The organism is Pseudomonas sp. TH34 (genome assembly GCF_016650865.1).
Lineage (GTDB): Bacteria > Pseudomonadota > Gammaproteobacteria > Pseudomonadales > Pseudomonadaceae > Aquipseudomonas > Aquipseudomonas yamanorum.
In genome coordinates this window covers 17,900-32,675 of record NZ_JAEKFB010000034.1, presented here as the reverse complement: position 1 = coordinate 32,675, position 14,776 = coordinate 17,900, and the positions used below count along the sequence as shown (strand labels likewise).

At 59.5% G+C, this 14,776-nt stretch carries 11 protein-coding genes; 5 read left to right on the top strand and 6 right to left on the bottom strand.

All coding sequences use genetic code 11. The features are described 5' to 3' along the window. Positions 1-3 precede the first annotated feature (3 nt). From JFU58_RS28460 to acnB, 3 genes are all read right to left on the bottom strand, one after another. A complete protein-coding gene (locus tag JFU58_RS28460; RefSeq protein ID WP_201142897.1) occupies positions 4-1,215 on the bottom strand; it encodes an MFS transporter in 1,212 nt (403 codons plus the stop codon). After that, positions 1,205-3,181 carry an IucA/IucC family protein gene (locus tag JFU58_RS28455; protein ID WP_242488343.1) on the bottom strand — a complete coding sequence of 659 codons (1,977 nt, stop codon included), beginning with the start codon at positions 3,179-3,181 and terminating at the stop codon, positions 1,205-1,207. Before JFU58_RS28455 ends, JFU58_RS28460 begins: the two co-directional genes overlap by 11 nt. Before the next feature lie 301 nt (positions 3,182-3,482). After that, positions 3,483-6,083: a bifunctional aconitate hydratase 2/2-methylisocitrate dehydratase gene (gene acnB / locus JFU58_RS28450; RefSeq protein WP_063030021.1), complete on the bottom strand. Its 2,601-nt coding sequence runs from the start codon at positions 6,081-6,083 to the stop codon at positions 3,483-3,485. 394 nt (positions 6,084-6,477) lie between these two features. On the opposite strand from acnB, the gene JFU58_RS28445 reads away from it, so the two are divergent. Next, positions 6,478-6,948: a DUF1289 domain-containing protein gene (locus JFU58_RS28445; RefSeq protein WP_063030023.1), complete on the top strand. Its 471-nt coding sequence runs from the start codon at positions 6,478-6,480 to the stop codon at positions 6,946-6,948. A gap of 166 nt (positions 6,949-7,114) precedes the next feature. Beyond that, a complete protein-coding gene (locus JFU58_RS28440; RefSeq protein ID WP_081253266.1) occupies positions 7,115-8,422 on the top strand; it encodes an IS4 family transposase in 1,308 nt (435 codons plus the stop codon). A gap of 851 nt (positions 8,423-9,273) precedes the next feature. On the opposite strand, the gene JFU58_RS28435 is transcribed toward JFU58_RS28440, so the two are convergent. Further along, complete coding sequence (locus JFU58_RS28435) at positions 9,274-10,134, bottom strand: universal stress protein (protein WP_017480433.1); 861 nt, start codon at positions 10,132-10,134, stop codon at positions 9,274-9,276. Between the two features lie 150 nt (positions 10,135-10,284). Between JFU58_RS28435 and miaE the strand changes: the two genes are divergently transcribed. Continuing rightward, on the top strand, positions 10,285-10,887 hold the full coding sequence (gene miaE, locus JFU58_RS28430; RefSeq protein WP_063030025.1) for a tRNA-(ms[2]io[6]A)-hydroxylase: 603 nt from the start codon (positions 10,285-10,287) through the stop codon (positions 10,885-10,887). On the opposite strand, the gene JFU58_RS28425 is transcribed toward miaE, so the two are convergent. Together JFU58_RS28425 and JFU58_RS28420 are read right to left on the bottom strand one after the other, a co-directional pair. Further along, the gene (locus JFU58_RS28425) at positions 10,843-12,042 is read right to left on the bottom strand and encodes an MFS transporter (protein ID WP_201142896.1); all 1,200 of its coding nucleotides are present in this window, start codon (positions 12,040-12,042) and stop codon (positions 10,843-10,845) included. The two genes, miaE and JFU58_RS28425, sit on opposite strands and share 45 nt — an antisense overlap. A gap of 31 nt (positions 12,043-12,073) precedes the next feature. Continuing rightward, positions 12,074-12,460 (bottom strand): ectoine synthase, encoded by a 387-nt coding sequence (locus JFU58_RS28420; protein WP_063030030.1) that lies wholly within the window; start codon positions 12,458-12,460, stop codon positions 12,074-12,076. Positions 12,461-12,706: 246 nt separating this feature from the next. Between JFU58_RS28420 and JFU58_RS28415 the strand changes: the two genes are divergently transcribed. Together JFU58_RS28415 and JFU58_RS28410 are read left to right on the top strand one after the other, a co-directional pair. Continuing rightward, entirely contained in the window at positions 12,707-13,414 is a 708-nt protein-coding gene (locus tag JFU58_RS28415; protein WP_017480435.1) for a winged helix-turn-helix domain-containing protein, read from the top strand. Beyond that, positions 13,415-14,692, top strand: a complete 1,278-nt coding sequence (locus JFU58_RS28410; RefSeq protein WP_201142895.1) for an ATP-binding protein — start codon at positions 13,415-13,417, stop codon at positions 14,690-14,692. Positions 14,693-14,776 lie beyond the last annotated feature (84 nt).

Here is a 14,776-nt window from a genome sequence, read left to right as displayed (position 1 = left end):
TTTTTAGTATTGAGAAGTGTTGGTTGTGGAAACAGTCGTTTCTGGCATTTTTGAGAAAGACCGAATGGCGCGAATACCCAGTGCAGCCAACGCGTACGTGAGGGCGACGAGCCAGAAGCTGTGTGCCAACCCAATGAGGCCCATGCCGATGCCACCGATCAGGGCTCCGCACAACGCGCCGGCTTTGGCGGCGCTGTTGCCCAGGCCCAGCGCGAAGCCTTGCTGGCTGGACGCGACCGTGTTGGCGATCAAGGTGTAAGCGACGGGCAGTAGCGCGCCTTGCCATACGCCCCAGAGCAAGCGGCTGGCAATAAAGCCCATCCATTCACTGGCGACCGCGGTAAAAACCTGGGTCAGTGCGCAGGCCCAGGTAACCCATTCAATGACACGCAGGGTGTGCGCCGGTTGATGGCGGTCGAATAACCGACCCCAAAGCGGCGCGGACAGTGCGAGCGTGGCGGCGCTGGCGGCATAACTGGCGCCGATCAGCCAGGCGGGCGCGTGCAGGATGTCTGCCACGTATAAGGCATAGAACGGCTGCGGCATCATTTTGGCCGCTTGAATCAGCACGATGACGCCGAGCATCGCTCCCAGCCAACCCTTGGGTAGCTGGGTATGTGCCGGTTTTTGCTTGTGTGTTACGCGCTGCGTATCGCTGGGCAAAAACACACTGATCGCCGCGCACAAAAGGCAAATGACGGTGGCGCTGTAGCACAGCAACGCGAACCCCGAGACATCCATCAGCCAGCCACCCAGCACTGGGCCGGCCAGTGAGCCAACGGCTGTCGCCGATTGCAGGCGGGCAAGAATTTGCCCGCGCCCCCCGTCACCACAGCAGGCCAGAGCGTAGGCTTGGGCCGCTGCAATAAACCCGGCGAGCGCCCCTTGCGCCACCCTGATGCCCACCAATAGCCATGGATCGAAGGTGATTGCGGCCAGGGCCTGACACACTGCCAGCGCCAGCAACGCCCGAATGATCATGGGCTTGTGGCCGGTTCGATCACCCAGGCGCCCCCAGGCGGGGGTCAGCACCATCGCCGCCATCATCGGCCCGGCGTACACCAGTGAAGACAGCAGGCCGGTGTACTGGGCGTTGGCGATGCCAAGCAGTTTCTGGATCTGCAAGGGCCAGAAAGGGCCGCTCATTTCCATGGCGCCCATGGACACCAGTTGAATGCAGACCAGCAACCGCAGGGCTGCGCTGTTAGTTGCCATCGACTTGAACGCTCAGCGGGTTGCACAGGCGCCCGACGATATCGGCATGGCTCTCCAGCAAGCGCATGCGCATGAACGATTTGGCCGGCCAGTCCTGTTCCAGCAAGGCCTGGCGTTCCGTGGCCCAGCGCTGCGGTTCGACCTGGCCGCGCAGGTCGTCGAAGCATTGGCTGACCTGTGAAGCCAGTTCACCCCACAGCAGCGCCTGGGGGACGTCGAATTCGCGGGCACCGAGCAGCACCAGCTCGCCCAGGTGACACATGAAAACCGTGTGCAGCAGTTTGTCGCGCACGAAGCCTGCGTCGTCATACAGCGTCATCTTCGGGTCATGCAATTCGATGTCCAGGCCCTGCGCATGCAACGTCTTGCGGTCGATACGGATATCGCCGAAGTCACGCAACAGCAGGCGGCTCAGTTGTCCGTCTGCGGCCATGATCATGAAGCTGTTCTGCTGGTGGGCTTCGAAAGCCACGCCGTAGCGCAGGTACATATTCAGCAGGCCGGGCACTGCAATCGCAACGTAATCACGGAAGAACGCTTGCATGGCGCCGCTATCGTCCTTGCCCTGTGCCAGATGCACCCACTGTCGCAGCAGCGGCTGGCCGTGCTGGTCGACGGCGAACAGGCTGCCGACCGGAACCGCTATTTCCCCGGGTTGCAGTTGGTTCAGCGGGTTGTCCCTGTATAGCACCGCCAGGTGACGAGAGCGCTCGTCGTCTGCCGGTTGTGGTTTGAAGTGCACGCCGATGCGTTCGGGAACGATGCCGAGAATCTTCTGAACCTCCGGCTCGCGAGCCAGGATGGTTTGCATCAAGTGGCTGATGCGCGGGCCCATGCGCGCCGAGCGTGGCGATACGGTGCGTTGCACGCTGGTCAGGCGCAGTGAAACCGGCAGCTTGACCATCGGTGCATCACGCCGTCCCTCGGGCAACACGGTGCGGAACGACATGGTGGGATGTGCGGTAAATGCGACGATGTCGGTCAGCACCAACAACCGGTCGCCGATTTCGTTGGCAAAGGTCTGTGGCAGCTCCTGGCGGGCTTGCCACGGGTGTGCAGGCAGCGGCAGGTAGTCTGCGGCCTCAAGGCCTTGGCGCGTCAGTTCAGCCGTCAGTTGCTGGGCCGCCTGTGGAAAGTGGGCTTGCCACCACTGCCAGTAGTCGGCGGTGCCAGCCAGTGATTCGACATGGGCAAACTGGCGGTGCAGCGCGCAGAGGATCACCGGAAAGCGGGCTTCGAACTCCGGTGAAAAATCGATGACTTGGTCGGTGCTCAAGCCAAGCTTGGTCTTGTAGTTGGGGTGCCATGGGTGGCCCAGGGTGCCCCATTGCTCAAGTAACGAGGTCGGGTTGGCAACGCGTGGATCGTCCTTGAGCCATCCCAGCAGATTGTCGCTGTGTGCCGGGTCCATGGCCTCGTGCAACTGGAGCGTCCACTGCTGATGGAACGCCAGGCACAGCGTGTCGTTGGTGAAGCTGTCATCGAGTTCTTCGTTGAGGCGGTGCAGCACCTCGGGGGCGGCAGGCGCCTGGAGATCGTTGTTGAGCAGGGTCAGCAGTTCCGAAGGAAACTGGACCTTGTGAGGTGGGTATTCCCCGCTGTGTGCGGTGATATTGCCACGCAGGTCCCAGCTGCTCATGCGCCCCGGGAGCAAATGGTCGAAGCACAGGCGGGTTTGGTTGCAGAGGGTCAACCAGCATCGGTGGTGGTCGTCGTACTCAAGGGCGTTTGCGTTCAGTAACCCCTCACGGAACAGCGCCTGAATCAAACGTTGGAAGCTGCGCTCGGCGGCTGGCGCCAAGGTGTTGATCAGGGAGTCAAGTGTGATGCGATGGGTTTGGAAGAGGGGAGTGCCGAGTGCCTCGCTCCAGCGAGTCAGTAGCCATTGCGGTTTTGTGCTGTATTCGTACTTCAAGTGGGAGTCCTTTTGCGCAGCCTTGAGTAAAAGCAGGCGGAGGATACCCATTTAAAATGCGGAAACCAATGATAATCATTGTTATTCGCAGCGTTGTTTTTGTATTTTGATACAGTCGACGGGCCTTCCAGCGGTCCGAATAAACCTCTCTATCCCGCGGATTCATTGACGTTTGTGGATGGCTTAATGTTCTGACGGAATGCTCTGTATCGAAGTGTAAATATTACTGACGCGAATACAGGACCGTTCCTACGGCCCATTTGGGGCTGTCTCGGATTGCCCGATTTTCTGCAGGCATAAAAAAACACCGCGTACCTTGCGATACGCGGCGTTCCTTTACAGCAACAAAACCTTAGGCTTGAACCACAGGAATGTTGGCGCTTGCGGCAATTTCACGGAACTCGGCGATCTGGTCAAAACTCAGGTAGCGATACACGTCGCTGGCCATGGTGTTGATCTTCGCGGCGTATTCCATGTACTCCTCGACGGTCGGCAGGCGACCCAGGATGGAAGCCACCGACGCCAGCTCAGCCGAAGCCAGGTAGACGTTTGCGCCGTCACCCAGGCGGTTCGGGAAGTTACGGGTCGATGTCGACACAACGGTCGAGTTCGGCTCTACACGTGCCTGGTTACCCATGCACAGCGAGCAGCCCGGCATTTCCATGCGCGCGCCGGCCTTGCCGTAGATGCCGTAGTAGCCTTCTTCGGTCAGTTGGTGAGCGTCCATCTTGGTCGGCGGCGACAGCCACAGACGGGTTGGCAGCTGACCCTTGACCTGATCCAGCAGTTTGCCGGCAGCGCGGAAGTGACCGATGTTGGTCATGCACGAACCGATGAACACTTCGTCGATCTTCTCGCCAGCCACGCTGGACAGCAGACGGGCGTCGTCCGGATCGTTTGGCGCGCAGAGCACAGGCTCCTTGATGTCGGCCAGGTCGATCTCGATGATTTCAGCGTATTCGGCGTCAGCATCGGCAACCATCAGCTCAGGGTTGGCAACCCAGGCTTCCATCGCTTGGGCACGACGTTCCAGGGTACGCGCATCGCCGTAGCCTTCACCGATCATCCAGCGCAGCAGGGTGATGTTGGAGTTCAGGTACTCGGTGATGGATTCTTTCGACAGCTTGATGGTGCAACCGGCAGCCGAACGTTCAGCCGAGGCGTCGGACAGCTCGAAAGCCTGTTCGATGCTCAGGTTGTCCAGGCCTTCGATTTCCAGGATGCGGCCGGAGAAGGCGTTCTTCTTGCCTTTCTTCTCTACGGTCAGCAGGCCAGCCTGGATCGCGTAGTAAGGAATGGCGTGAACCAGGTCACGCAGGGTGATGCCAGGCTGCATTTCACCTTTGAAGCGCACCAGGATCGATTCCGGCATGTCCAGCGGCATAACGCCGGTGGCTGCGGCGAACGCCACCAGGCCGGAACCGGCCGGGAACGAAATGCCCATTGGGAAACGGGTGTGGGAGTCACCACCGGTACCGACGGTGTCCGGCAGCAGCATACGGTTCAGCCAGCTGTGGATGATGCCGTCGCCTGGACGCAGCGATACACCGCCACGGGTCATGATGAAGTCAGGCAGGGTGTGGTGGGTGGTCACGTCGATCGGCTTTGGATAAGCCGCGGTATGGCAGAACGACTGCATTACCAGATCGGTGGAGAAGCCCAGGCACGCCAGGTCTTTCAGTTCGTCACGGGTCATAGGACCGGTGGTGTCCTGGGAGCCGACGGTGGTCATCTTCGGTTCGCAGTAGGTGCCTGGACGAACGCCAGCCACGCCGCAGGCCTTGCCGACCATTTTCTGCGCCAGGGTGTAGCCCTTGTCGCTTTCAGCCGGTGCTTCCGGCAGCTTGAACAGGGTCGAAGGTGGCAGACCCAGCTCGGCGCGAGCCTTCTCGGTCAGGCCGCGGCCGATGATCAGCGGGATACGACCGCCGGCACGGACTTCGTCCAACAGGACCGGGGTCTTCATTTCGAAGGTGGTCAGGACTTCATCGCTGTTGTGCTTGGTGACTTTGCCAGCATGCGGGTACAGGTCGATCACGTCGCCCATGTTCATGTTGGTAACGTCGAACTCGATTGGCAGTGCGCCGGCATCTTCCATGGTGTTGTAGAAGATTGGAGCGATCTTGCTGCCGAAGCAGAAGCCGCCAGCGCGCTTGTTCGGCACGTAAGGCACGTCGTCGCCGAAGAACCACAGTACCGAGTTGGTTGCCGATTTACGCGACGAACCGGTACCGACCACGTCACCGACGTAGGCGATCGGGAAGCCTTGGCTGCGCATTTCTTCGATTTGCTTCATCGGGCCGGTCTTGCCTTGCTCATCCGGCACGATACCGTCACGGGCCATTTTCAGCATGGCCAGGGCGTGCAGCGGGATGTCAGGACGGGACCAGGCGTCCGGGGCAGGGGACAGGTCGTCGGTGTTGGTTTCGCCAGACACCTTGAACACGCGCAGGCTGATCTTGTCGGCCAGGGTCGGGCGGTTCTTGAACCACTCGCCGTCGGCCCAGGACTGGATCACGTCTTTGGCGTGCTGGTTGCCGTTCTTGGCTTTTTCCGCGACGTCGTGGAAAGCATCGAACATCAGCAGGGTGTGCTTGAGTTGGGCGGCAGCGACGGGAGCCAGGGTGGCGTCGTCCAGCAGCTCGACCAGGGTCACGATGTTGTAGCCGCCTTGCATGGTGCCGAGCAGTTCAACAGCGCGTTTCTTGTCGATCAGAGGGGAAGTGGCTTCGCCCTTGGCCAGGGCAGACAGGAAACCGGCCTTGACGTAGGCAGCTTCGTCAACGCCTGGTGGAATGCGGTTGGTGATCAGGTCAACGAGGAATTCTTCTTCGCCAGCCGGAGGATTTTTCAGCAGCTCGACCAGGCCTGCGGTTTGTTCGGCGTTAAGCGGCTGGGGAACGATACCCAGGGCTGCACGCTCTTCGATATGTTTGCGGTAGGCTTCAAGCACAGTTATTACCCTCATCAGTGGTCCCACGGGACGCTCATCCAGAAAAGCACGGCACGCATGCGCTCAGGGGCTTTTTGGGCCGTAGAGCCAGCGCTGCCGGCAATCCTCACAGAAGCTGCTTTCAAAGTTTTACGCCTGCAGAACGGAGCTGATGAGGGTTGGCGCTGGCTATTTACCGGGTAAATAACCATCGCCAACACCGTTCTTTAGGAACGACTGTGCTCGTGACGCTTTGAAAACAGCTTCCAACGGATTATTGGCGCCTTACAAGGCCGGATGATTCTACGGCAAAAAAATTCTAAACGTAAGTTGCCTCGCCAAGTTTGCGGGGTGATCAACCTTAGACAAAGGGCTAACATGTGCAACTGTTTCGCTGATTTGTGCGTTGTCGACCATGTCTAACCAAACCATCAAGACCCCTTGCGTAGGCCTGTGCTCCACGGTTTACGGCGATCTTGTGTGCCGGGGGTGTAAGCGGTTTCACCATGAGGTGATTCAGTGGAACGGGTATAACGAGGAAGAAAAGCGTGCGGTCTGGCTGCGGCTGGAGCAGTTGTTGGTGCAGGTGATGGCCGGGAAGCTTGAGGTGTTTGACCCGAAAATGCTGCGGGGGCAGTTGGAGCAGCGCAAGATTCGGTTTGTGCCGCATCAGTCGGAGTACTGCTGGGCGTATCAGTTGATTGCCCGGGGGGCTCGGGTGATCAGCAATCTTGAGGCTTATGGGATGGTGTTGATGCCGGAGTTTCGGGATTGGGGGTTGCCTGAGTTGCGGGATGCGATAGATCGGGAGTTTTTTATTTTGTCCGAGGCGCATTATCAGCGGTATATCGCTCCGGGGTTTTTGCGGGATGCTTTTGGTAGCTGACTGTGTACATATCCGTTGCTGCGGTAACGGCCACTTATGGTTCCGCTCTTACAGCCATCCCTTTCAAGGTCTTGGTTTAAAATCCCCTAACCAATCCAGTCAGGACGACGAAACTATGTGGGAAAAGGTTTTAGAACGGTTTGAAAAACAGGCTCCGGCCAGCGTCATGACCAAGTTGATATTAGAGCAGGCAGTAGATGCCGCTTGGGTTGACAAGGTGTTCGATGATCACCGCCAACGGCAGTACTCACGTGAGCTTTTGTTTTCAACCGTTGTTGAGCTGATGTCCCTTGTTTCATTGGGCTTGAGGCCGTCGTTGCACGCGGCGGCGCGCAAGATGGAGGGCCTTTCGGTCAGTGTTTCGGCACTCTATGACAAGATCAAGCGAACCGAACCCGAGCTGCTTCGCGCCCTCATTTCGGGCAGTGCCGAGCGTTTGATACCAACCGTCGAAACGCTCGGCCATTCATCGATCCTGCCCGGCTGGCAGTTGCGTATTGTGGATGGCAACCACTTGCCGGCCACTGAAAAACGTCTAGGCGCTCTGCGCAATGAGCGCGGCGCAGCGCGCCCAGGATTTTCAGTAGTTGCCTACGATCCGGATCTGGATTTAGTCGTTGATCTTCAGCCGTGGGAAGATGCCTACGCCAGTGAGCGAGTCAGTGTTTTACCGCTGCTGGCCCGCGCATGCGCGGGCCAGTTGTGGATGGCTGACCGGCTCTATTGCACGCTGCCCATCCTGCAAGCCTGCGAGGACACGGGGGCTTCGTTCATCGTTCGCCAACCCAGCAAGCATCCACGCCTGGTCCAGGAAAGTGAGTGGCAAGACTCAGGGACGGTCGATAGCGGAACCGTTCGCGAACAAATCATCGAAGTGAAGGGTGGCCGCCGCTGGCGACGTGTTGAGTTGAGCCTGCAAACGGCGAATGACTCAGGTGATTTGGTGATGTGGTTCTGGAGCAATTTGCCCGACACCATCGGTGCCCGGCAGATAGCCGATTTATACCGTCATCGCTGGAGTATCGAAGGAATGTTTCAGCGCCTTGAGTCGGTACTGGACAGTGAAATTACAGGCCTTGGCAGCCCGAAAGCCGCGCTATTGGGCTTTGCCTCGGCGGTCCTGGCTTACAACGTTTTGTCGGTTCTCAAGCGTAGCGTTGAGCAGGCGCACCGCGAAACGCAGCCAGAGGGTTGGCAGGTTTCGATTTTCCATTTGGCGGTGCATGTTCGCAGTGATTATCAAGGCTTGCAGATCGCATTGCCTGCGGAAAATTTCCCTCTTGAAAAGACTCCGCAAGGGCTGGCAGAGCGATTGCTGGCCCTGGCAAGGATGATCAAACCTAAGTCCGTAGCAAAAAGCCCTCGTGGCCCCAAAGTAGCCAAGCCCAAGGAGTGGCTGGAAGGTAAGGCAGCACGGGCGCATGTCTCAACAGCTAGGGTGCTTAAGGCGGCCAAGTCGGATAAACGTACTTAAACATGGCCTTAAACGGACTTTTAAACGCAGACCTTGAAAGGGATGGCTCTTACAGCGGCTCACTTTGGAAAAGCCCCAAAGTAAGCAAAGGGCTCTGCCCCGCCTGTCGGCGCCTCGCTAGGGCTCGGCGTTCCCTCACTCCGGCATTGCTCCGCGGGCCGCCGCGACGGGCCATCCATGGCCCGGCGCGGCTAAACCGGCGTCCTGCCGGTTTACCCGCTCCGCAATACCTGCGTTCGGCCTCGGGCTGAGTGGGGCAGTCAGATCAAAATCAAAAGCAAAAAGCAAAAGCACAGCGGCCTACCGGCCGGCTTGAGTGTTAGAAGCCAGATCAAAAGCCAGAGCGAAAGCCAGAGCGAAAGCCAAATCTGAAGCTGATGCAGCTCTGCTTTTCTGTGGGAGCTGGCTTGCCTGCGATGCAGACACCTCGGTGCATCAGGTACACCCAGTTGATGCCATCGCAGGCAAGCCAGCTCCCACATTTGACCGTGCCCGCTTTAGCTTTTGATCTGGCTGTTGCTTCACCACACTCAAGCCGGCCGGTAGGCCGCTGTGCTCTTGCTTTTGATCTTGATCTTAGGCGCCCCGTTAAACCACGCTGGCCGAACGCAGGCTTTGGAGCGTGGGTAACCCGGCAGGACGCCGGGTTAGCCGCGCTGGGCCAAGGATGGCCCATCGCGGCGGCCCACGGTCCAAAGCCGGAGTGAGGGCACACCGAGCCTGGGCGAGGTGCCGAGTGGTGGGGCAAGAGCCTTTTGGTTACTTTTGGGCTCTTTTCAAAAGTGACCCGCTGTAAGAGCGGAACCAATACAAGCCATCACCCAAAAACGGATATGCCCCCAAAAAAAGCCTCACCCATTAGCCAGCTCTTCCAGATGATCCATCAACTCCTGCGGCTTAAGCACCAACACATCACTGTCCACCGCATCCAGCACCACCTCCGCCGTATTCCCAATCAACGCCCCCGAAATCCCCGTACGCGCCACGGTACCGATAATGGTCACCGCCGCCTGCCACTTATGCACGGCATGAGGAATCAACACATCCGCCGGCCCTTCCTCGATATGCAGATGCGTGTCGTCAATATCAAACTCCGCCTGAAACGCCTTGCACTGCTCACGATACCGGGCCTCGATCGTCTCCTTGAGCTGAAACACCGGATCAGCCGCCGACAACATCGGCGATGGATGCGCACTGATCACATGCAACTGCGCCTTGGCCAGGCTCGCGATATCAAACCCATGATCAATGATCGAGTTATGCAGCGCCTGATGCTCCGCATCAGAATTCCCCACGTCGATGGCCGCCAAAATCACCCCGCCAGCCCAGGGCGTGGATGTCTTCACCAGCAGCACCGGAGTAGGGCAGTAACGCATCAGCTTCCAGTCGGCAGGCGTCAACAGCGCCTTTTTCAGCGGACTGTCCGCGAAATGCTGCTTGACCACCAACCCACATCCCTCAGCCTGCTGCACATCGATGATGGTTTCATGCAGGCTGTCATTCCACGCCTGTTCAGTCGTGACGCTATAACCATCCTCCTGCAAACCGGCCTTCAGCAGGCTCAACATCGCCGAATGCTCGTGCTTCTTGTCACACACCAACAGATGCAAATGGGCCCCGGTGACGCCGGCAATCAGCTTGGCGCGCTTGAGGGCCAGGCTTTCCGAATGCTCGGGCTCGATGACCACCAGGATGCTGCGGATGGCTTGCATGGTCGGGTTCTCCAAAAAGGGTGGGCGTGGAACAACTATAGTTGCTGCTCGGCACACGTCATGTTGATGCACATCAAGCCCGGTGGCTGGCGGTCTGCGGCGCGGTCGGTATAATCGCCGGCCTTTTGTGAATCTTTGCCCGTGAGCCCGATGAACCTGCCAGAAATCCACGAATTCCTCGGTTGCCGCACCCCCGACGGCTGGGTCCAGGCCGCGTTGGCCGACCAGGAAACCTTGCTGATCGACCACAAGAACTGCGAATTCAAGGCCGCCAGCACCGCCTTGAGCCTGATCGCCAAGTACCATTCCCACGTCGACCTGATCAACCTGATGTCACGCCTGGCACGGGAAGAACTGGTGCACCACGAGCAAGTCATGCGCCTGATGAAGAAGCGCAAGATCGAACTGCGCCAACTGTCCGCCGGCCGCTACGCCTCGGGTTTGCGCAAAGTGGTGCGCAGCCATGAGCCGGTCAAACTGGTGGATACGCTGGTGGTCGGCGCGTTTATCGAAGCCCGCAGTTGCGAGCGTTTCGAAGCACTGGTGCCGCATTTGGACGAAGAACTCGGCAAGTTTTACTTCGGCCTGCTGAAAAGCGAGGCCCGGCATTTCCAGGGTTACTTGAAACTGGCTTACCAGTACGGCGACGCCAAGGACATCGCCCAGGTCATTGACCGCGTACGCGCCGCCGAGCAGGACCTGATCGAATCACCGGACGTCGAGTTCCGCTTTCACAGTGGCGTGCCAGCCTGACGCAACCGCTGCACCAATCAGCGCGGTGACCCCGGCGAGTATCAGGATCACCGCCTGTGTCCCCAACGGCGCCGCCAGCAAAGCAATCAATAACCCTGCCAGTGGCTGCGAAAGGTTGTTAAGCAAGGTCAACACACCCACCGTCTTGCCAAAGTCCTGAACCGGGATTATCCGCTGGCGTGTGCTGCGGATGTACACGTTGAACATCTTGTCGAAGCCGGTCAGCAGCAGGAAACCCACGGCATAAGCCCACACATTCGGGCTGAGAGCGGTGATCAGCGCACCCACGGCAATCATCGAATACGACAGACCGCCCAGCACCTTGAGCGGCAGGGAAGCGCGCGCCAGATAGAACAGAATGGCGATGGTCACCACGGCACCCGCCGCCTGCAGCCCGGCGTAGGTGTCCTTTCCGGCGGCGTACTGACCAATGACCATCGCGGCTGATGTCGCCAGGGTTACACCGATAATCAGGTTCACACCCACCGCCAGCGCGATGATCTTCTTCAGCTCCGGCAGGTCGCGGATATGCCCGAAGGCAACGCGCAACGGCTGCAGCCAGATGTCGTTGTGCTGCTCGAAGGTTTCAAGACTGACCGTGGTGTGGCGTTGCCAGATGCGCATCGCCAGGTCCGCCAGCAGGAACAGCCCGGCAACCCCCAGCACGACCCAGTGCCAGGCCCAGGCGCCCAACATCAGCGCGGCCACCAGTGGGCCCAGCACCAACCCGGTCTGGTCGGCAATCTGCGAGTAGGACAAGGTCTTGGCGTAGGTGTAATGCTTGAAGATATGCGGCATCAACACTTCCCGGGCCATGATGCCCTGGGTGGTCAACACGCCACACAGCGCTGAAAGGATCACGATCCAGTAAATGCCGTCGAACATGCCGTACAACAGCACGGCGACCACGCAGGCCAGTGCCCGATAAACCTGGCTGATATGCAGGATGCGCACGGCGGGATACTTGTCGCACAATGCCCCGCACACCGGGAACGACAGGTAGCGCGGCAAGGACTCGACAAAAAACGCCAGCCCGGCCCACGACACACTGTTAGTGGTCTGGAATACGATCAACGGCACGATGAACAACAGAATCTGGTCGGCCAGGCGTGACAGAAACAACGAAATGAAGAAAGCCAGGTAATCCTTGCGCATGGTGTGCTCGTGTCCGTGAGTCAAATCGTCGTCAGTAGCCGGAGCCGGATTTATCCGTGAGGTTGTGGCGCTCATCGCCTTTGAGCGGCGGGTTGAATACGCTGACCAGCACCAGATCCTGCTCCTTCCCGCCTCGCAGGTAATGGCGGTCGTGCTGGTCCAGCACATAGATGTCACCGGGGCGGATAGGGTAGACGTTGCCGTCCATGTCTTCCACCTCACCTTCGCCGGCGATGCAGTAGCAAGCTTCCAGGTGATTACGGTAGTGCAGCAGCGACTCAGTGCCGGCGCGCACGACGGTGTGGCACACGGTATAACCCATCCCGTCCTTTTCCGTCAGCAGCCGATGGCTGGTGCCAGCGCCCCATTCGACAAAGTGCGCGGTGTTTTCTATGTCTGATTTATGACGAACGAACATGATCCTCTCCCGCTATGTGGGTAAAGGGCCATGATTCTCTTGTGTTTGTGGTGTTGTCATCAGCGACACTTCCGAAAAGCGTGTGGGGCGCGCCTGTCGGACCGTGCCGAGTTAAAGACTGCGGTGAAACTGTTAAAAACTCTTAAAAGCATGAAGCTTCGTCGGCCAGTAATGGCCAGCTGCTTTAGTCTGCCGGCTTGCCCCCTATAATGCGCACACTTCAATCCGCGCGTGCACTGGAAATTTATGGATAACTTGGGTCTCGGCAAGGTCTTGCTCGTGGAGGACGATCAGAAGCTGGCAGGGCTGATCGCCCATTTCCTGTCCCAGCACGGCTTCGAAGTGCTGGCCGTGCATCGGGGTGACCTGGCGCTGGCGGCCTTCCTGGAGTTCAAGCCCAAGATCGTCGTGCTCGACCTGATGCTGCCCGGCCAGAGCGGCCTGCATGTGTGTCGCGAAATTCGCAACGTGTCCGACACGCCCATCGTGATCCTCACCGCCAAGGAAGACGACCTGGACCATATCCTCGGCCTGGAATCCGGCGCTGACGACTACGTGATCAAACCGATTAAACCACCCGTGCTGCTGGCCCGCCTGCGTGCCCTGCAACGCCGCCAGACACCGGAGCCCACGGTGCGGGGCTCCCTTGAGTTCGGCCGGCTGGCCATCGATCGCAGTTGCCGAGTGGTGAGCCTGGGCGGCGAGAAGATCGACCTGACCACCATGGAGTTCGAACTGCTGTGGTTGCTGGCCAGCGCTGCCGGGAAAATCCTCTCCCGCGACGACATCCTCAACCGCATGCGCGGGATTGCCTTTGACGGGCTCAATCGCAGCGTCGACGTGTACATCAGCAAGCTGCGCGGCAAGCTCAATGACAACCCTCGGGAACCGGTGTGCATCAAGACCATCTGGGGCAAGGGCTACCTGTTCAATCCGTTCGCCTGGGAGGTCTAGATGTTACGGCTGTTTCTGCGTCTGTATATCATCCTGGCCATTGGCTTGGCCGGGGCGATCTGGCTGGTGAACTACACCTTCGATGAGCTGCTGCCGGAGGCCAACGAAACCTATAACCGTGAGGCCCTGCGCGGCCCGGCTTATGGGGTGGTGGAACAATTGCGGCCGGTGACGGGTGAAGCCCGCGCTGCTCGCCTGGTTGACTTGCAGCCGCACTACGGACTGCGCCTGGCGCTGGTGCAGAAGGACGCGCTGAAACTGACCGAACGTGAGCAGCAACTGCTGGCCGGGGGCGAGTTGGTGGTGCGCGGCGATTTCATGGAGTTCATCTCCAACATCGATGGCGGCCAGCAACTGCTGCAAATCAAGCTGCCGGAAGAGCCCAAGTGGTTGTACATGTGGGCGTATGGCTTCCTCGGCCTGTGCCTGGCGATTGTCTTGTACTTCTGGGTACGGCCCCATTGGCGTGACCTGGAGCATATTCGCCTGGCCGCGCAACGTTTCGGCGACAACGACCTCGGCTCGCGCATCCTGCTGCCGCGCCGCTCCACCGTGCGCGAGCTGGCGGGGCATTTCAACCAGATGGCCGAGCGCATCGAAAGCCTGATCGCCAATCAGCGCGAGTTGACCAACGCGGTCTCCCACGAACTGCGCACGCCGATTGCACGGCTTTCCTTTGAGCTAGACCAGCTCAAGCAACAGGCCGACCCACGCCAAAGCCGCGCGCTGATCGCCGACATGTACGCCGACCTCGGCGAGCTGGAAGAAATGGTCTCGGAACTGTTGACCTATGCCAGCCTGGAACGTGGGGCCACGCAGATCACCCGGGAAAGCATCGAGGCTCACAGCTGGCTCGACAGTGTGATCGGCAGCGTCGCCCTGGAGGCCGAGGCGGCAGGCGTGCAGTTGCTGCTGCGCACCTGTGAAGTCGATTACATCCGCATCGAGCCGCGCTTTATGGCCCGGGCGGTGATCAATCTGTTGCGCAATGCGATTCGCTACGCCGACCGGCGTGTGGAAGTGTCGCTGGTGAAATTCGGTGCCGGCTACGAAGTGCGGGTGAATGACGATGGGCCTGGGGTGCCGATGGAAGGGCGGGCGAAGATTTTCGAACCGTTCCTGCGCCTCGATGCCAGCCGCGACCGCCGCACCGGTGGCTTCGGCCTCGGCCTGGCGCTGGTGCGGCGCGTGTGCCAGTGGCACGGCGGGCAGGTTGAAGTGCTGGATTCGGAGTGGGGCGGGGCGTCGTTTCGGATGACCTGGGCGTATGTCGAATAACCATCCAGGAGCCACCGATCGTTCCCACGCTCTGCGTGGGAATGCCTGCCGTGACGCTCCGCGTCACCCATGCGCAGGACTTTA

What these genes read in the sequence shown, in the direction of transcription:
- JFU58_RS28415 (WP_017480435.1), top strand. Translation starts at nt 12,707, where the DNA reads ATGGATAACTTGGGTCTCGGCAAGGTCTTGCTCGTGGAGGACGATCAG.
- JFU58_RS28435 (WP_017480433.1), bottom strand. Translation starts at nt 10,134, where the DNA reads ATGCAAGCCATCCGCAGCATCCTGGTGGTCATCGAGCCCGAGCATTCG.
- miaE (WP_063030025.1), top strand. Translation starts at nt 10,285, where the DNA reads ATGAACCTGCCAGAAATCCACGAATTCCTCGGTTGCCGCACCCCCGAC.
- JFU58_RS28425 (WP_201142896.1), bottom strand. Translation starts at nt 12,042, where the DNA reads ATGCGCAAGGATTACCTGGCTTTCTTCATTTCGTTGTTTCTGTCACGC.
- JFU58_RS28410 (WP_201142895.1), top strand. Translation starts at nt 13,415, where the DNA reads ATGTTACGGCTGTTTCTGCGTCTGTATATCATCCTGGCCATTGGCTTG.
- JFU58_RS28445 (WP_063030023.1), top strand. Translation starts at nt 6,478, where the DNA reads ATGTCTAACCAAACCATCAAGACCCCTTGCGTAGGCCTGTGCTCCACG.
- JFU58_RS28420 (WP_063030030.1), bottom strand. Translation starts at nt 12,460, where the DNA reads ATGTTCGTTCGTCATAAATCAGACATAGAAAACACCGCGCACTTTGTC.
- JFU58_RS28440 (WP_081253266.1), top strand. Translation starts at nt 7,115, where the DNA reads ATGACCAAGTTGATATTAGAGCAGGCAGTAGATGCCGCTTGGGTTGAC.
- JFU58_RS28455 (WP_242488343.1), bottom strand. Translation starts at nt 3,181, where the DNA reads ATGGGTATCCTCCGCCTGCTTTTACTCAAGGCTGCGCAAAAGGACTCC.
- JFU58_RS28460 (WP_201142897.1), bottom strand. Translation starts at nt 1,215, where the DNA reads ATGGCAACTAACAGCGCAGCCCTGCGGTTGCTGGTCTGCATTCAACTG.